The organism is Seonamhaeicola sediminis, from assembly GCF_004358095.2.
In the GTDB taxonomy this organism is placed as follows: domain Bacteria; phylum Bacteroidota; class Bacteroidia; order Flavobacteriales; family Flavobacteriaceae; genus Seonamhaeicola; species Seonamhaeicola sediminis.
The window spans coordinates 277,241-296,157 of record NZ_SMZJ02000004.1 but is presented as its reverse complement, the minus strand read 5'-3'; the positions used below and the strand labels follow the sequence as shown (position 1 = coordinate 296,157).

Genomic DNA, 18,917 nt, shown 5'->3' with positions numbered 1-18,917 from the left:
CCTATGCTTTTTCTATTTTAACAGCACATTTTTTAAAGTCAGGTTCTTTTGAAATTGGGCAAAAAGCATCCAAAGTCACATCATTAATTAGCATGTTTTCATCAAAGAATGGCACAAAAACCTGTCCTTGTGTTGGCAAGCCTCTTTCGTTTATTGAAGCTGGTAGCACACAAGACCCTCGTCTTGAAGATACTTTTACCTTTTCACCATTTCTTATACCTAAAGCTTTAGCATCTTTTGGATGAAACTCTACATAACTATGAGGCATTGCTTTATGCAAAACAGGGATTCTACGTGTCATAGATCCGGTATGCCAGTGTTCTATTATACGACCTGTATTTAGCCAGAACGGATACTCATTATCTGGTGATTCTGCAGCTGGTTCATAAGGACGCTGCCAGATCACTGCCTTTCCATCAGGTTTTCCGTAGAAATGAAAATCCTCTCCGTTACTACAAGCTGGATCAAACTTGGCATTAAAACGCCATTGTGTTGATTTTCCATCTACATATGGCCAAATTACTCCAGACTCTTTTTTAAGAACTTCTAATGGAGCCATACCATGTTTTTTACCTTCATGGAACTGACGGTATTCGTTGTATATCTCTTCAACGTGGTTTTCCTCAGAATAAGGAAACAAATCACCATAGCCCATACGTTTAGCAACTTGAATGGTCATCCACGCATCTGGTGTGGTTTCTCCAGGACCTTCAATCATTTTATCCCAGTGTTGTGTACGGCGTTCTGAATTTCCATATAAACCAGATTTTTCAATATGCCATGATGCTGGTAAAATTACATCAGCCACATCTGTTGTTGGTGTTGGGAACACATCCGAAACAACCACAAAGCAAGAGTCTTTTTCCATTCCAGGACGGAATCTACTGGTTCTAGGGAGAGACACTAATGGATTGACTACCTGAGTCCAAATGAATTTAATATCGCCTCTATCTACCGCTCTAAACATTTCAGTAGTATGATAGGTTGGTTTAGCAGGAATTCTTTCTACTGGCACTTTCCAAATTTTTGCAGCTAATTCTCTATGCTCAGGATTCATAACCACACCTTTTGGTAATTTATGCGTAAAAGTACCCACTTCACGAGCCGTTCCACAAGCAGAAGGTTGTCCCGTTAAAGAAAAAGGACCATTACCTGGTTGTGAAATTTTACCAGTCAACAAGTGGATGTTATAAATAATATTATTCATCCATGTTCCTCTGGTATGTTGGTTGACACCCATACACCAAAGCGACATTACTTTTTTGTTAGGATCCCCAAAAATTGATGCTAAGTACTTAATATCTTTTACAGATACTCTAGAAATTTTTGCTACTTTCTCTGGGGTATAATCCTCTAAAAATGCCTTATACTCTTCAAAATTTATTTTTTCTGGCTTGTCAGTAAAACTATAATTATCCTCTAAACCGTATCCCATATTAGTAAGCCCCTTACTTAAGTTACAGTGTTTTTCTACAAAAGATTTATTTAACCAGCCATTTTTTATTATTTCATAACAAATAGCATTACCAACTGCTAAATCGGTTTGAGGTTCGAAAAGAATGGATTTATCAGAAGCTGCACTAGAACGAGATGTTCTTGTTGCAAAGTCAATTATTTTAGCGCCTCTTTTATTTTTTTGCTCTAACATTCTTGAGAATAATACCGGATGCATTTCTGCCATATTATTTCCCCAAGTCACGTAGTAATCGGCATAATCAAAATCTTCATAACACCCCATAGGTTCATCAGCCCCAAAAGTTGTTAAGAAACCAGCCACAGCACTTGCCATACATAAACGGGCATTACAATCTAAATTATTAGTACCGATAGCACCTTTCATTAATTTTGACGCTACATAACCTTCAGGAATTGTAGATTGCCCAGACGTGTACATAGCTACAGAATCTTTGCCATGTTTTTCTATGGTTTCTTTCATTTTGCTGGCTACTAAATCCAGAGCCTCATTTAATGGTGTTTTAATATAAGTCCCATTCTTTTTCACCAAAGCATGTTCTAATCTGTCTTTAGCTTGAATACACATTGTTTGATGATATCCTTTTACACAAAGCAATCCTTTATTAACTGAAGAATTTGGATCACCTTTTACAGCTACAGCTTTACCATTTTCAACACCAACCAAAATACCGCAACCTACACCGCAAAAACGACAAGGTCCTTTTTTCCAATCTAAATTTCCGTTAGGAATTCCAGCCTCTTGTTCCTTTGCAAAAACAATACCTGGAAACATGGTTGCCGCTGCAGTCATCGCTGCCGCTGCTGCCATTTTTTTAATAAAACTTCTTCTGTTTGTTAAAGAGGTATACATACGTTAATTGTTTTTTGGTGTGTCAAATCCTGAAACCATTGCCAGTAACTTTAAACTGTCTAGAGCTTCTATCTTTTCTTTTAATTGTTCGTCTTCTTCTTTGTTGTTGGTATCGGTAACGACTATGAGCAAGTCTTTATTTTCGGCAGGAATCACCTCACAGCTAGAGAGTTGCGAAATTTCATTTATTAATGACTCCTTCTTTCCATCCTGAGGATGAGCTAAATAACTTATTATCGGCATTTTTGAGTTATTATAATTCGGATATAAATATCCTGTTTAATAGCAGGAAAAAAACTGACTTTTGTCATGTTTGTTTAAAAAATCTATTCGCTATATTTGCATGGATATAACGTAAAAGGAATATGATTTCAATTGAGGACGCTTTATTTAAAGTAAAAAGAAACGTTAATCCACTTTTAAAAGAAGATGTCAAGGTTATTGAAAAAGCCAACGGATATTACCTATATAAAGATGTGATTTCGCCCATTAACATGCCCCCTTATAGGCAATCAGCCATGGATGGTTATGCATTGCATTTGCATAACGATTTGCATTATAAGCTAATTGGAGAAGTTAAAGCAGGTGATGGACATGAACCAAACTTAAAAAAAGGTGAAGCGGTTAGAATATTTACAGGTGCTCCAGTACCAGACACTGCTAATGCTATCATGATGCAGGAAAAGGTTATTTCTAATAATGATACCATCTCTATTGAACACCAAATTAATTTAGAGCAAAATATTCGCCCTTTGGGAGAACAAGTTAAAGAAGGTGATATTGCCCTAAAAAAAGGCACAAAATTAACACCAGCTGGCATTGGGTACCTCACTTCCCTTGGAATTACTGAGGTTTCAGTATACAAAAAACCTTCCATAGCCATTGTAACTACAGGAAATGAATTAATTGAACCAGGACAAGAACTAAAATACGGACAGATTTACGAGAGTAATTCTAAAATGCTACAAGGTGTATTATATAGTTTGAAATTCTATGATGTTACGCTTCACAAGGTTGAAGACGATTATGAAAAGACAGTTAATTTGCTTAGGTCTATTATAAAAAATAATGATTTGGTACTTATTACTGGAGGAATCTCTGTTGGTGATTATGATTATGTTGGTAAAGCTTTAAACGAATTACAAGTTGAAGAGATCTTCTATAAAGTACAGCAGAAACCTGGCAAACCTTTATTTTTTGGAAAAAAAGAGAATACTTCCATTTTTGCCTTACCTGGAAATCCTGCGGCGGCATTAACCTGCTTTTATGTTTACGTTTATATCGCACTACAGAATATGATGGAGAGAACTGATACAGAACTACCCAGAACTCAAGCAAAATCCATTTCAAAATTCGTAAAAAGAGGTGATAGACCTCAATTTTTAAAGGCGATTTATAATGATGGTGAAGTAGAACTTTTAGAAGGACAGAACTCATCCATGTTACAAACTTTCGCTTTATCAAATGCCTTGGTATTTGTTCCTGCTGAAATATCTGAAGTTCATATGGGTGATGTATTAGAAACTATTGTTTTACCAGTTTAAAAAAACAAGCCGATGAGTTACAAAATTAAAAGCCGCATTTGGATTGAATCTAACAACAACGTCTTGTTAGGCGAAGGTCGTGTTCATTTATTAAAAGCCATACAGAAAACAGGCTCTTTATCAAAGGCTGCTAAGTCTCTTAATATTTCCTATAAGAAAGCATGGCAACTTTTAGACTCGGTTAACAAATCGGCAAAAAAACCGGTAACCATAAATAGTATTGGGGGCAAAGGTGGCGGCGGTGCCGAATTAACGGAGTATGGCCATTCCTTAATTAACGCTTTTGATGAAATCAATAAAAACTGTTGGGCTTTTTTAGACCAGCAATTAGACAAAATAAAACAACTATAAATTGAAAACTAGGGCTTTGTCATTTCGAACGTAGTGAGAAATCTCATTACCAAAAAATAGATATTATGAGATGTCTCAATCGTACCTCATTTCGACATGACAAAAAAATAATGTAAATGCTTGAAACCGAAAACATATATTATTTTCTACTAATACTCCCAATAGTGTCGTTTCTATACTCGAGTGTAGGACATGGAGGTGCCAGTGGCTATTTGGCTTTAATGGCTTTATTTTCTTTTGCTCCAGAAACCATGAAACCTACTGCTCTATTGCTTAATTTATTTGTAGCGGGGATTTCCTTTTATTACTATTATAAAGAAGGGTATTTCAACAAAAAGTTATTCTTATCATTCGCCATTGCTTCCATTCCCCTAGCCTTTTTAGGCGGACGTATTGAAGTAGATGCTTCAATTTATAAAAAGACATTGGCAGTTCTATTAATATTCGCCATTCTTAAAATGTTGAATGTTTTTGGAAAGGAAAGCAACTCAACAAAACAAGTCAAACTATGGCAAGGGCTCATGGTTGGAGGGTTCATCGGATTCTTTTCTGGGTTAATAGGTATTGGTGGTGGCATTATTCTAAGCCCCGTTATTTTATTATTGCATTGGGGAAAAATGAAAGAAGCCGCAGCCGTTTCGGCGTTGTTTATTTGGGTGAATTCTGCATCTGGATTAGTAGGACAATTAAGTAGTGGTGTTACATTAGAAATGGCATCTTTTCTATTGGTGGCTATTGCTCTAGTTGGAGGTATTTTAGGCGGCTACTATGGAAGTAAAAAGATAAATAACAAACACTTAAGATACATTTTAGCATTTGTTTTGATAATCGCCTGTGCTAAATTGATGTTTACTTAATATGGTCGATAAAAAGAACATAACAGGTATTATTTTAGCTGGAGGTAAAAGCTCCAGAATGGGTTCTGATAAAGGCTTTATAAAACTAAACAATAAACGTTTTGTTGAGTATAGCATTAAAGCCTTGAAACCTTTAGTTAAAGATATTTTGATTGTTTCAGATAATACTGATTATAATTTTTTTGGATATAAAAGAATAGAAGACGACATAAAAGATGCTGGTCCTGTTTCGGGGATATATTCCGGGTTGTCAGCTTCGGAAACTGATTACAACCTAATACTGAGTTGTGATATTCCTTTAATAAAAACGAGCATCTTAGAAAAGTTGATTGATAACATTGATGAGTGTTCTGAAATCATTCAAATTGAAAGCAATGGAAAGACCATGCCTTTAATTGCGCTGTATAAGAAGCAATGCGCACCAACATTTTTAAAGTCTTTGAAAAATAATGAACGGCATTTAAGACGAGTTATTAGTACCTTGAAAACAAAAAACGTTGTATTGACTGTCGAAGAACAAAACACAACTATGAATGTAAATACTCAGGAAGAACTTAAATCTATTGCAAATGCATATAACGGTTAAATATTTTGGACAAATAGTTGAAGTAACCAATACTCAAGAAGAAACTATTGAAGTTGTAGGTAGTCATATCTCGGATTTAGTGGGCGTTCTCAATTCTAAATATGATCAATTAGAAAAAAAGGATTTTCAAATAGCACAAAATCAGGAATTGGTTTCATTAGAAACCGAATTAATAGGATTGGAAATAGCATTATTACCACCATTTGCTGGTGGATGATGTAATGTTGAAACGTTTATGCGTTAAACTGTTTAAACGATTCAATAAATAAACAATTAAACACGAAGTGAACAGATATAACAGACATACCATTTTACCAGAAATTGGTCAAGAGGGTCAAGACAAGCTCTCAAAAGCCAAAGTGTTAGTTATTGGCGCAGGTGGTTTAGGTTGTCCTATATTACAATACTTAGCCGCTGCCGGCGTTGGTACTATTGGTATTATTGATTTTGATAAAGTGGAATTGTCTAATCTTCAACGCCAAGTGTTATTTGGGACTTCATCCTTAGGTAAAAATAAAGCAATAGCTGCGAAAAATAGATTAGAAGATTTAAACTCGGATATTGAAATTAAAGTGTATCCAGAAGCACTTACCTATCAAAATGCACTTGAGCTATTTAGTCAGTACGACATTATTGTAGATGGCTCTGATAATTTTGAAACGCGCTATTTGGTAAATGATGCTTGCGTCATTACCAACAAACCTTTGGTGTTTGGAGCTATCTATAAATTTGAAGGGCAGGTTTCTGTGTTTAATTATAAAAATGGTCCAAGTTACCGTTGCTTGTTTCCACATCCACCTAAAAAGGATGCCATACCTAATTGTTCAGAAATAGGGGTCTTGGGGGTTTTACCAGGTATTATTGGAAGCATGCAAGCCAATGAAATTTTAAAAATTATTTTAGGTATTGGCACTACCCTTTCAGGAAAACTATTGTGTTATAATGCTTTGACGTCTCAAACATCAATTATAAATGTGAAGAAAAATGAAGCTATTTTTAAATCTATTTTAAAAAACAAAGAAGGCTTTCATAAAACAAAAGTAGATTTTCATTGTGAAGTTGAAGTTACAATGGCTTCATTTGAAGACCTTTTATCCAACAACAACATTCAATTTATAGATATTAGAGAAGCCGATGAACAACCTAAAATTGAAGGTTTAGAAGTTACACGTATTCCTTTAAGCCAACTTGAAAACCGAATTAATGAAATTGATGCCATAAAAAAGAAAGCCATTTTTTGTCAATCAGGAATACGCAGCAAACACGCTGTTAAGATATTACAGGAACAAAAAATTAAAAATTGCTTTAGCATTATTGAAGGTGCTTTAGAAATAAAAAACTATTTAAAAGAACAATATTAAGAAAAGACCAATGTCAGATAAAAAACCCAAAAACGTATTTAGAGAAGGAGCCATTTCTTCGGATTTTATAGGCAATTCTATATATAAACACCAAACCAAAACAAGTATTGGAGCTCACAATATTTTCTTAGGGCAAGTACGTGCCGATGAGATTGATGGAAAAACAGTTGCTGCAATCGAATACACAGCTTATGAAGACATGGCAAACCAAAAGTTCCATGACATTAGAGAGGCTGCCTTTGAAAAATTTGAATTAACCTGCATGCACATCTACCACAGCTTAGGAACTGTAAAAGCAGGCGAAATCTGTTTGTTTGTTTTTGTGTCCTCACCAAGACGTAAAGTCGTTTTTGAAGCGCTTGAATATATTGTTGAAGCCATAAAAGCAGATGTTCCTGTTTTTGGAAAAGAGATTTTTGAGGATACTAGCCACCAATGGAAAGTGAATAATTGATTATTGACTATTTATTATTGATTATTATGAAGGAACAACTCAAAAAAAGGACTAAATTATTTGCTCATAATTGTGTAAAGTTCACTGAATTACTTCCAAGTACTTATTTAGGTAGTCATATAAAAGGACAACTAATCAGGTCTTCAACTTCAGTTGCAGCCAATTATAGAGCAACTTGTATAGCCCAATCCAAAGCCAGTTTTGTTGCCAAAATTAGTATTGTAATAGAAGAAGTGGATGAATCCAATTTTTGGTTAGAGTTTACACTAGATGAAAACTTAATTCAAAAAGATAAAGTAGAATTTCTTCTGAAAGAATCTAGCGAGTTAACAGCAATCTTTATAGCCTCTAGAAAAACAGCAAATAATAAATAATCAATAGAAAATTGAAAATTGAATAATGGTCGATATAACACATAAAGTAACAACATTACGAACAGCAGTCTCGCAAGCCATAGTAAAGGTTAGTAAACCCGAAACTATTGAAGCTATTAAAAATGATACTGTACCAAAGGGAAACGTATTTGCAATGAGCAAAGCAGCGGGATTACTTGGAGTTAAGCGCACCCCAGATATTTTACCAGATTGCCACCCCATACCTATTGAATTTACAAGTGTTGAATATGAAATTAACGGATTAGAAATCACTGTTTTATTCACCGTTAAAACCATTTACAAAACGGGCGTTGAAGTTGAAGCCATGCATGGCGCAAGTGTTGTAGCATTAAATATGTACGACATGTTAAAGCCCATTGATAAAGGCATTGAAATTAGCACCATAAAACTCCTTAAAAAGAAAGGTGGGAAATCTGATTTTAAAGATAGTTTTAGAAAAGATTTGAAGGCAGCCGTTGTAGTATGTAGTGATACCATTTCAGCAGGGCATAAAGAAGACAAAGCAGGTAAGGCCATTATTGAAAAGCTGAAGTCTTGTAATGTTTCTATTGCAGAATATGTTATCATTCCTGATGAAATTGATACTATTCAAGATAAGGCTAAAACCTATCAAGAACAGGGTATTGATATGGTAATCTATACTGGAGGCACAGGGCTTTCAGGACGCGATGTTACACCCGAAGCGTTATTACCACTATTAGACAGACGTGTTTCTGGAATAGAGGAAGCGATTAGAAGTTACGGTCAAGGTCGCATGCCTTTTGCAATGCTATCTAGGTCTGTTGCTGGCACTATGGGAGATACTTTAGTATTGGCATTACCAGGTTCCACAAATGGAGCTAAAGAATCTATGGATGCCATTTTTCCAGCAGTATTACACAGTTTTAGAATTTTAAAAGGGGCTAGACACGATTAAAATTGTTTATATGTGGAATAGTTAAATCGCTTAGTCGATTACACGGTTTAACAATTCAACGATTAAACAGAGTGAGAATATGAGCGAAAACAAAAACATATTACAAGACACCCACGGTAGAGATCATGCCTATTTACGTATCTCGTTAACGGAGCGCTGTAATTTACGCTGTACCTATTGTATGCCTGCGGATGGTATTCAACTATCGCCAAAAAGTCATTTAATGACTTATGAGGAAATATATGAAATTGCCAAAACCTTTGTAAAGCATGGTGTAACAAAAATTCGCCTAACGGGTGGTGAACCTTTAGTAAGAAAAGATATTCCTGTAATTTTAGAAAAATTAGCGTCGCTTCCTGTGGAATTGTCCATCACATCTAATGCCGTAATTATAGATAAATTTGTTGCTATTTTAAAGGCTAATGGTGTCAACAAAATTAATGTGAGTTTAGACTCCTTGGACGCTTCAAAATTTAAGCATATCACACGGCGTCATGAATTCAAAAAAGTTTATGATAATATTTTATTATTAGTTAAAGAAGGCTTTACGGTAAAAGTAAATGCTGTTTTAATGAAAGGATTTAATGATAATGAAATTATTGACTTTATCAACTTTACAAAAGATCTGCCCATTTCGGTTCGGTTTATAGAATTTATGCCTTTTGATGGCAATAAGTGGGATATGAGTAAAATGGTGTCGTATGCCGAAGTGATGAAATATGTAAGCGAAGCATTTAAAGAAAAAGATATTATACGCTTACAAGACTCGCCAAATGATACATCAAAAAACTATAAAATAAAAGGGTATCAAGGTAGCTTTGCAATCATTAGTTCAGTTACAAATCCGTTTTGCGATTCTTGCAATAGACTACGTTTAACGGCTAATGGCCAATTAAAAAACTGTTTATTTTCTGCTACAGAATCTGATTTATTAACATCGCTTCGAGCTGGAAAACCCATTGAATCCATAATCGATAAAGCAGTACAAGCTAAATTTAAAGTTCGAGGTGGCATGGATACTTTAAAGAAGCTTCAGAAACCTGATTTACATTCAAAAAATAGAAGTATGATTACTATTGGGGGATAATCTTAAGAATATTTACTTTTAAAAGGTGAACAATAACTTTGAAAACGAATTCTTCGGTATCGGCATCCAAAACGGAAAAACACCTTAAAACTTAGGCGTACTTTGGCTATCTGAACATAATTTAGGAGCTAGCTTTATTTTCACCATTGGCAACCGCTATGCAAAACAAGCTTGTGATACTCATAATACCGTTAGGGCGATGCCGTATTCTTTTGAAGAGTTTTATAACAACTTACCAAAAGACACAAGAATTTTAGGCGTTGAGTTGACCTATGATGCTGAAAGCCTGAAAGCATTTCATCATCCAAGACATTGTGTGTATTTGCTTGGTAATGATGATTAAGGATTATCAAAAAAAGCTATTGAAAAAAGTCATTTTTTAGTGAAGTTTAAGTCTTAATTAAGTTTAAACGTTTCTGTTGCTGGTAGTATTGTGATGTATGACAGAGGAATTGATAAGCCTAGGTCATAATAAAATAAAAAGGCAGTACAAAAAGTACCGCCTTTTAATCACAAAAACATAAACAAATCAAACTAAATTAACTCTAGTGAACTAATTTGAGTTCAATCTGAGTACTATCAACCAATTTTTTTCTACCTCTATATACCCAAGCAATTTGAGCTAACTGTCCAACAATTTTAACTGAATCTTTCATTGAAAGCTTAGAACCATCAGCATGAATCCATCTTTTTAATGGTTGCTCACATAATATAGATTTTGCTTTAGATAATCCGTAATACTGACTTATTCTCTTAAATATTTCAACATCAAAAATCCATTGGGTTACAAATTTTTCTGCAAAAGCGAGTTGAATCACATCTTTTCTAAAGATTTTAGCACCACATTGTGTGTCTTTAAAATCCATTTTTAAAATCTTTCTTATAATAAAATTGATAGTTAAACTGATAATTTTTCTGGCTGATTCTTTAGTAATATTTGCACCCATTCTAGCAATACGAGAACCACTTACAATTTTAAATTCTGAATGTTCTATAGTTTTAACCAAGTCATCAAAATCTGCTAAATCTGTTGATAAATCAGCATCTAAAAATCCTATATAATCTAGATCTTCTTTTTTTGACATATGTAACATTCCTAATCGTACAGCTTCTGCTTTCCCTCCATTTTTCTCACAGTCATATACAGTAATAAACTCTTCTCTACCTTTTTGTAATGCTTTTAAAACCTCTAGAGTATTATCTTTACTACCATCGTTTACAAAACATAAATGGTAACCAGAGTTTTTATCTATATAATCTGTAAACTCTTTACTAAGTAATCGTTCTTCTTCATTATAACAAGGAATAACAACTCCTACACAACGCTCTTGAATCATCACATCACTTTTGTGGGCTATATTTTTAACTTCAGGCGCACCAATTAATCGCTTTACACGTGCACAAATTTCATTAAGGCTTAATGGTTTTTTCATATAATCATTAATACCTAATTCAAAACCAGTTGTGATAATATTATCTTCTGTATTACCCGATAAAACCATTATTGGTGTATCAGCATTTTTAGAATTTCTGATATATTTTACAATATCTAACCCAGAAACACCTGGCATATTAATATCTACAATAACTAAATCTGGATTAAATGAGTTGTAAAGTAAAATACCATCATTAGCATCTGTTTCTATTTTAACCTCATATCCTAATTCGGCTAATCTTTTTTGTAATGGTAATAAAACTAATTGTTGATCGTCTATGGCTAATATTTTCATTTTTGAGTGTTTTTGTTTTTTAATTACAGGACAAATTTACACTTGAAGTATCTTCAAAAATCTATATTTAGCTTAACTAATAGGTAAGTATAGACGAATGGTAATTTTGTGTAGATAAATAAAATTTAAGGCAGCAATTAAATTATTTATCTTTACCATGTAGCGATTACCGTTCAAAAAAATAATGAAAGAGACCTCAAATAAATTCTTAATAGTTGCACTGCTTATAGGTATTGCATTTCATGGGACTTCTATATTTTTCACTTTAGAAAGTACCTATGATGCCCTCATCCACTTATTTTTTGCAGAACACTATGCTTCTAGTTGGTTTGAACCGTGGAACTATAAATGGTACACAGGTTTTACCGTGATGAGTTACCCGCCTTTGGTACATCAATCTATAGCTGCACTATCTTATATTGGTGGTTTAAAATTTGGGCTTTTTACGGTTGCGCTAATTGGTATTGTATTATTTATAACTGGTGCTTACCGGTTTTCCTTATTAATTACTGGAAACCGAACTGTAGCGGGTTATGCATCTGTTTTAGCAGCATTATCGTCTTCATTTGCAGAAACATTGCATGTATTTGGACAATTACCAAGTATCATTGGTATTTCGGTGTTAATGCATGCGTTACCGGAAATATATTTATGGTTAAAAACTGGTAAAATAAAATATTTATTCACCTCTTTATCTCTTATAGCAGTTACGGTTACCTCCCACCATGTAACGCCAATTTTTGGAATGGTTTTCTTTATTTTTCCGCTTATTGGTATGGTACTTATGGATGTATCGAAAGACAAGGCAGGTAGCATGAAAGCCGTTACGTTTAAAGTATTTTTAAATAGTTTCTTTAACCTTTTTAAACGTATCGTAAGTTTTGGGTTGTTATCCTTAGTTATTATCATCACTTGTATTTTACCCTATTGGATAAACTCTAAAAACAACCCCATAACCCAAGTTCCCATACCACATGGATCTAGAGATAATTTTTTAGAAATTACCTCCTCTGGCTTGGTATTCTTTTTAATTCCTTGGGGCGTTTTACTCATTATATTGCCTTACATTTTTTATAGGTATTACAATAAACGCTATTTGTTTTTTGGCTTATCCATTACCATATTAACGGTGCTTGGTACTGGTGGTACTACTCCCATTCCCAGACTGTTTTTAGGAGAAACAGCGTTTAATATTTTAACCTTAGACCGATTTACACTTTGGGCATCAATAATGTCTATACCACTTTTTGGGGAGTTTGCATATAGATTAGTTGAAGGCGATTTAAAAACCTTAATGCAGGATAAATTTGGAGCCGTTTACCATAGAATTATTGGGGGTGTGTTTGCTGGGTTATTTGTTTTCATGACCATCTTTACCATGAGTTTGGGATATTTTAGGCCAGGGCAACCCCAGAAAATAAAAATGTTACCCATTATTAATTTTTTGAATCAAGACCAGCATGACCAATGGCGTTACATGACTTTAGGGTTTGGGGATCAAATGGCGTGGTTATCAGCTCAAACTAAAGCCATGAGTGTAGATGGCAACTACCATTCTGCGAGAAGACTTCCTGAGCTTACCACAAGACCTATAGAACGATTAGAAAACTCAAAATTTAAAGGTGTAGAAGGTATTGGATCACTACAACAGTTTTTAACCACACCCGAAAAGTATAATCTAAAATACATTTTCTCTAACGATAAGTTTTACGACCCTATTCTGTATTTCTGCGGATGGCAACGCTTAAGGCAACTAGAAAATGGTATTCAGGTTTGGGAAAAGTTAAATGTACCACCAATTTCTTCCATTCTTCCAAAAGAAGATGTAGCACAATGGCAAAAAATACTTTGGGGAATAGTTCCGTTTTTAACGGTTCTTATGGCATTCTTTTTAAACGTGCACTTGCTCATTGCACGCGCTTTAAAAACAAGACTAAAACACAATCCTGATTACCTGAATTTTAAAACCAGCTACACCCATTTTTCCAAACGGGTTTTAAACATAAATCATATTTGGTCTTTCATTTTAGTAATAATCGTTGGCTTTGGCTTTTATCAATTTTATATAAAAAACAATAGCCACCATGCGCCTAAAAATGCCATTTTAGCATATTACGATGCTTTAGATTTTAAACAGTTTGAAACAGCACATCAATTAATCAACCCAAAAAGTAATTTATCTATTTCTCAATATATGCTGGAAATTTCTGTTACCGATGGCCTTTTAAGTTCTTATGCGAAATTGGATGCTATTGATATTGAAGTCACCAATAAAACTGATACGCTAGCCTCTGCAATTGTCAATACAAAATGGATTACACCTTTAGAAAAAATTGATAAAACGTATTATAAATCTCTTGTCAAAATAAATGGAAAATGGTTTATTGAACCTGATGCTATTGATTTAGATTTACCGCCAAATCAGTTTTATACCGATAATCAAACACAGTATTTCAATCAAGGTAGACGCCGTATTACAACCGAACAAACACATCACGAAGATGTTTTAAAGCAGCCTGTATTAGAGATCCTTTCTGCGAAACTGGTAAAGCATGATAAAAGCTACGTACTGGTTGGTGAGGTGCAGAATATTGATAATGTGCCGGCCGATGTCGTTTTAAAAGGTACGCTTTATAATGACAAAAATAAAGCATTGGCCACCTATAACGCCAAACATCAGGTAAAGCATAAATTGATGCCAAAAGAAGTAAGTTCTTTTAGAATTAATTTTGAAGGTATTGCTTGGTCTAAAACAAAAGATTCCATCCCAAAAACATTTAATCCTGATGAGTTTACACCGATTGAATTAGAGGAGCAACCTACCAAATTCAATTTGCAAGTCGCTGGAAATGTGTCTGGGTCAGATTTATACAAACAAACTGTGTTAAGTGATTTAGAACTTTCAAACCACGGATTTTCTGGTAAATTATTTAATTCTGGTATCATGGAAATTACCATACCTCAAATTTTAGTATCTTATTATGATGATGCTAAGACGTTGGTGTGGGTAGACCATATCTTCGTTAAGGAAGGTATCAGGCAACAACGCCAACAAAGTTTTGAATATGAATTCTTAGACCAGCAAACCACCATCATAAATGATAATATGGCAAATTGTTTTGTAAATGGTTTACCAAATCAAGATATTTCAAATAAAGTAGTACCAAATCGCATAAAAAACCAAACATATTCAGAACTACAACCCATAAATCATCCCATTTATAGTTATATAAAAATTGAAACCAATGCTTATTTAGGAGCGCCGTACTAATGCAAAAACTACAACTACATATTACCCTTCTCTTGGTGATGCTATTGTCATTAAATGTTCATGCATTTTTTAATGATGATTTTAAGTTAATAACTACCCAAACAGAGTTTGTTGCAGGTGATACCGTAGTTTTAAAATTTTTAACTACATCTAGTAAAACCCCGTCGTTGTATGTAAGTAATAGCTTTGGAACTACATTGATTGAAGGCGATAGAGCTGATAATACTTTAAGTTATAAAATCCCAAATAATGTGTCTTCAAAATCAGGAGTTATACATTGGAAATTACTTGCTGCAACTGCAAACCTACAGGGTATCATAAAAATTGTGCCTACTAAAACCGTTTCAAAAATCCAGACCTATTTAGGGCCACCAAGTATTTCTGCTGGCGGTAAAGATTTTAGTATGATGGTTCCCATTCCAACCGATGAACATGATAACCCATTGGCTGAAGGCACTAAAGTTGCTATCAAACATCAATTTCAAAATAACCAAACTGTGGATTCGGTTAAAATTAAAAATGGCATTAGTTACCAAAACATATATTCGCCATTACAAACAGGTCGTATTTTACTGAGTTCTTCCTGCATGGGCTTCAACTCAAAGGAATACGATATTAGTATCATGCCGGCACCTCCTACTAACTTTGAAATTAAATACAAAAGAGATCACGATTATGCAGACGGTAATCAAATCACCACCTTTTTCACATCCAAAATAAAAGATGCATACGATAATACAATTAGCGATGGCACTTATATTGAATTCTTTATTAGAACAAAAAATAATACTATTTTAAAAACCTCAGGAACCACAATTGATGGTGTTGCTAGCGCTAAAATGATTCACCCTAGTAAATCGGATGATTGGTCTGTTCAAGCCTTTATTGAAGGTATGGCGGAAAGTAACCGCATTGATATTTCGTTTAAATCTGTAATTACGGATTTTGATATCACACTTTCTGATAATAATCGGAGCATTACCATTGGCCCGCTAAAAAGTTTCATGAACCAGATGATTCCAGATGGATTAGAAGTAATTTTAGAAGTCTATGCCGATGATAAAGTATTACATACCCAACGCAAAAGTAGTTACGAAGGCTATGTTGGCTTTAAACTCAAACCAGATCAATTGCCAACAGGAGATTATAAAATAATAATTAAAACTGCAGGAATTTCTAAATCTATTGCACATTTAAAATTATGAAAAGCCTAAACAAAAATATAATGCGGGCACTTTTGCTATTGTCATACATAGCAATAACGGTTATCATTGTTTTAGGCATAGGTAGTGTAATTTCATATTTAAACACAGGTGCTGATAGAAGTAAAATGCTCCATACGGAGATAAAAAAGATAGATCAGTATTTACCAAAATTGGAATGGGCACCTTTGAAAAACGAAGGACGCCCAATGGATATGCAAACTTTAAAATCCATTGAAACTGATTATTTAGACGCGTGGTATGTGAGACATGTTGCATACAAAACAAATACCACACAAGGCATTGAAGATTACTACACCGAAAATGCAAGAACTTCTATCTACAACTTTATTGAGAAGAACAGCAACGACAATATATGGATTGATGGCACCACTTTAGAGCATCATCTTACGCTAGAGTTTTTTAGTGAAGATGGCCAACTGGTTGTATTGAGAGATAAAGATGTTTTAGAATACAAACGTCTGTATCAAAATGATGAGATCCTTTTAGAAACTAGAGAAGTGTCAACCTATAAAATTATTATGTTGTTGGAAGATGGGTTTTGGCGCACAAGACATCTCATCAAAGAAAAAAGTGAACCTTATCAACAGAAGTTGACATCTGTATCCAAAACCATTACCAACATTAAAGGTATTAATTATTATCCGCAAGCCACACCATGGAATTTGTATGGTGACGATTTTGATAAAAATATCATTTCAAAAGATTTCAAAATTATAAAAGAAGCTGGTTTAAACAGTATTAGAATTTTTGTGCCTTATGATGATTTTGGACGTGCTAATGTTACATCTGATAAATTAGAAAAACTAAAAACCGTTCTAAATCTTGCTGAAAACCAACAGCTAAAAGTTGTAATAACTCTCTTTGATTTTTATGGGGATTATGAAGTGCTTAACTGGACTTTAAATCAGCATCACGCCATTAACATAGTTTCAGCACTAAAGGATCATAACGCACTTTTAGCATGGGATATCAAAAATGAACCTAATTTAGATTTTGAATCCAGAGGAAAAACTAAAGTACTGGCTTGGGCAGAACAGATGATACAAACCGTTAAATCAACTGATACCATACACCCCGTAACCATAGGGTGGTCTAATACAGAAAGTGCAACTATCTTGAAAGACAAGGTCGATTTTGTATCCTTTCACTATTATGAAGATTTAGATGCATTAGAAACCGAATACAAAACATTAAAAACTAATATTCCAGACAAACCTGTTATAATTACAGAATTTGGGCTATCCTCTTACCGTGGTTTGTGGCGTCCTTTTGGTAATTCTGAAGAAGATCAGGCCGATCATCATAAAGCAGCGCAAACTCTATTTGCAAAAAATGACATCCAGTTTATGAGCTGGACACTTTATGACTTTACAGAAATACCAAAGGAAGTCGTTGGTAGACTTCCTTGGAGAAAACAGGCTCAAGGCTATTTTGGTTTTATTGACCAAAATGGAGAGACTAAGCCCGCATTTAAATACATTTCTAAAGAATAACTTCTTCTGCTTGAATGGATTTTGTTGAAGATTTTTTGGCTATGATTGCTTCAAACGTATTGATATACATTTCTGCAATTCTAAACATTGGATACGCCGTAGCCGCCTTATAATTTGCTTTTTCAAGAGAGATACGATATGCATTATCTTCCAATATTTTCTGTAATGCAACGGCTAAACTACTTGCACTTGTTGGTTCAAAAAACTCACCTCTATAACCTTCATCTTGAACTAGCAACGCTAAGTCTCCTAAATCTGGCATCACAACTGCTTTTCCATAACTTCCTGCTTGGTGTAACACCCCAGAACTTCCTGTAGTTGATGTGTATGGAAATACTACTACTGCACTTTCTTTAAATATCTTTGGCACATCTTCTTCAGCAACATAACCGGTAAAGGTTAAACCTTTAACATGGTTATATTGTTTTTGTACGCTTTCTAAATATCCAGGTGTATTTGGGTTATCAGTTCCTGCAATTACAATTTCAATATTTAAATCAGAAACTTCTCTTATCATTTCTACAGCTTCAATCATCCCTTCCACTTTCTTATACGTTCCGAACTTTCCAAAAGTCATTATTTTAAAAGGTTCTAAAGGTATATCATAACTAGGCTCTTCAAGAATTTCAAACGTGCCATGAGGTATTAATTTTACATTTAGTGCTTTGTACTTTTTACTCAACACATCAACATATTTTTGCATGGTCACTGCAACGGTATCAGATTGCAAAATCAATCGTGTTAATGTACTTCCAATAAAACCATATATTTTTTGCATGATTTTATTATTAGTAAATCCAGCGCTTCCTAAATCTACTTCTTCCATTATATTGTGAAGTAATACAATGTTTGGAATCTTTTTCAGCTTACAAACTAATGGCAACATTAAGCCCAAAGCTGCCGCTATTTTTTTATCGCCAAACTTCATAAACTGCAGGTTAAATAGAACCGAATCTGGTTTTACTTTATTAATCGCTTTGGTAACATTTACAATGTTTAAATAGCTATTAAATGTCCAGCATTCTTTAACTGTGATTTTACATTCATCTTCTGTAAAGTTGATGTCTTTTTGTCCTTCGGTAGTATCAGTAAGTAAAACTAATTCTGTGATATTTTGGTTTTGTCTGAAGTGTTTTACTAAATGATATGCGTATTCATTTAAAGTAACTTTACTTGGTGGATATGCTGTAACGATTGCTAATTTCATAATGATTTGAGTTTTATGTTATTTGTGATTTACACTACAAAGATGCAGCGTATTACAGAATATTTATGGTGTATTTAGGTAGATGGAAAATTACTGTAGACGAATGGTAATTT

Annotated in this window: 17 protein-coding genes and 1 pseudogene; 14 read left to right on the top strand and 4 right to left on the bottom strand. The window is 34.1% G+C overall.

Going from position 1 to position 18,917, the window contains the following annotated elements:
- Position 1 precedes the first annotated feature (1 nt).
- Positions 2–2,326, bottom strand: coding sequence for a molybdopterin-dependent oxidoreductase (locus tag E1J38_RS07660; RefSeq protein ID WP_133355457.1), 2,325 nt, complete (start codon positions 2,324–2,326; stop codon positions 2–4).
- Positions 2,327–2,329: 3 nt separating this feature from the next.
- Positions 2,330–2,569, bottom strand: coding sequence for a hypothetical protein (locus tag E1J38_RS07655; RefSeq protein ID WP_133355456.1), 240 nt, complete (start codon positions 2,567–2,569; stop codon positions 2,330–2,332).
- Positions 2,570–2,691: 122 nt separating this feature from the next.
- Here E1J38_RS07655 and E1J38_RS07650 point away from each other — a divergent pair, with 122 nt between their 5' ends.
- From E1J38_RS07650 to E1J38_RS07600, 11 genes and pseudogenes are all read left to right on the top strand, one after another.
- Positions 2,692–3,870 (top strand): molybdopterin molybdotransferase MoeA, encoded by a 1,179-nt coding sequence (locus tag E1J38_RS07650; protein WP_133355455.1) that lies wholly within the window; start codon positions 2,692–2,694, stop codon positions 3,868–3,870.
- A 12-nt stretch (positions 3,871–3,882) separates the two neighbouring features.
- Positions 3,883–4,221, top strand: a complete 339-nt coding sequence (locus E1J38_RS07645) for a winged helix-turn-helix domain-containing protein (protein WP_133355454.1) — start codon at positions 3,883–3,885, stop codon at positions 4,219–4,221.
- A gap of 116 nt (positions 4,222–4,337) precedes the next feature.
- Positions 4,338–5,078, top strand: coding sequence for a sulfite exporter TauE/SafE family protein (locus E1J38_RS07640; RefSeq protein WP_133355453.1), 741 nt, complete (start codon positions 4,338–4,340; stop codon positions 5,076–5,078).
- 1 nt (position 5,079) lies between these two features.
- Complete coding sequence (mobA, locus tag E1J38_RS07635) at positions 5,080–5,664, top strand: molybdenum cofactor guanylyltransferase (RefSeq protein ID WP_133355452.1); 585 nt, start codon at positions 5,080–5,082, stop codon at positions 5,662–5,664.
- The gene (locus tag E1J38_RS07630; RefSeq protein WP_133355451.1) at positions 5,648–5,881 is read left to right on the top strand and encodes a MoaD/ThiS family protein; all 234 of its coding nucleotides are present in this window, start codon (positions 5,648–5,650) and stop codon (positions 5,879–5,881) included. The genes mobA and E1J38_RS07630 overlap by 17 nt, the downstream gene beginning before the upstream one ends.
- A gap of 67 nt (positions 5,882–5,948) precedes the next feature.
- Positions 5,949–7,025: a molybdopterin-synthase adenylyltransferase MoeB gene (gene moeB / locus E1J38_RS07625; RefSeq protein WP_133355450.1), complete on the top strand. Its 1,077-nt coding sequence runs from the start codon at positions 5,949–5,951 to the stop codon at positions 7,023–7,025.
- A 10-nt stretch (positions 7,026–7,035) separates the two neighbouring features.
- Positions 7,036–7,479, top strand: a complete 444-nt coding sequence (locus tag E1J38_RS07620) for a molybdenum cofactor biosynthesis protein MoaE (RefSeq protein ID WP_133355449.1) — start codon at positions 7,036–7,038, stop codon at positions 7,477–7,479.
- A 26-nt stretch (positions 7,480–7,505) separates the two neighbouring features.
- On the top strand, positions 7,506–7,853 hold the full coding sequence (locus E1J38_RS07615; RefSeq protein WP_133355448.1) for a four helix bundle protein: 348 nt from the start codon (positions 7,506–7,508) through the stop codon (positions 7,851–7,853).
- Positions 7,854–7,878: 25 nt separating this feature from the next.
- Entirely contained in the window at positions 7,879–8,790 is a 912-nt protein-coding gene (gene moaCB, locus E1J38_RS07610; protein ID WP_133355447.1) for a bifunctional molybdenum cofactor biosynthesis protein MoaC/MoaB, read from the top strand.
- A 79-nt stretch (positions 8,791–8,869) separates the two neighbouring features.
- On the top strand, positions 8,870–9,877 hold the full coding sequence (gene moaA / locus E1J38_RS07605; RefSeq protein ID WP_133355446.1) for a GTP 3',8-cyclase MoaA: 1,008 nt from the start codon (positions 8,870–8,872) through the stop codon (positions 9,875–9,877).
- A gap of 25 nt (positions 9,878–9,902) precedes the next feature.
- Positions 9,903–10,349 (top strand): annotated as a pseudogene (locus E1J38_RS07600) (RNA methyltransferase).
- 73 nt (positions 10,350–10,422) lie between these two features.
- On the opposite strand, the gene E1J38_RS07595 reads toward E1J38_RS07600, so the two are convergent.
- Entirely contained in the window at positions 10,423–11,607 is a 1,185-nt protein-coding gene (locus E1J38_RS07595; RefSeq protein WP_133355445.1) for a glycosyltransferase, read from the bottom strand.
- Between the two features lie 184 nt (positions 11,608–11,791).
- On the opposite strand from E1J38_RS07595, the gene E1J38_RS07590 reads away from it, so the two are divergent.
- The 3 genes from E1J38_RS07590 to E1J38_RS07580 are packed head-to-tail and all read left to right on the top strand — an operon-like array spanning position 11,792 to position 17,597.
- Entirely contained in the window at positions 11,792–14,878 is a 3,087-nt protein-coding gene (locus E1J38_RS07590) for a putative glycosyltransferase family protein (RefSeq protein WP_133355444.1), read from the top strand.
- Entirely contained in the window at positions 14,878–16,083 is a 1,206-nt protein-coding gene (locus E1J38_RS07585) for a hypothetical protein (protein WP_133355443.1), read from the top strand. The genes E1J38_RS07590 and E1J38_RS07585 overlap by 1 nt, the downstream gene beginning before the upstream one ends.
- Positions 16,080–17,597 carry a glycoside hydrolase family 2 TIM barrel-domain containing protein gene (locus E1J38_RS07580; RefSeq protein ID WP_133355442.1) on the top strand — a complete coding sequence of 506 codons (1,518 nt, stop codon included), beginning with the start codon at positions 16,080–16,082 and terminating at the stop codon, positions 17,595–17,597. Before E1J38_RS07585 ends, E1J38_RS07580 begins: the two co-directional genes overlap by 4 nt.
- On the opposite strand, the gene E1J38_RS07575 is transcribed toward E1J38_RS07580, so the two are convergent.
- Positions 17,587–18,804, bottom strand: a complete 1,218-nt coding sequence (locus tag E1J38_RS07575) for a glycosyltransferase (RefSeq protein ID WP_133355441.1) — start codon at positions 18,802–18,804, stop codon at positions 17,587–17,589. The genes E1J38_RS07580 and E1J38_RS07575 overlap by 11 nt on opposite strands.
- Between the last annotated feature and the right edge of the window lie 113 nt (positions 18,805–18,917).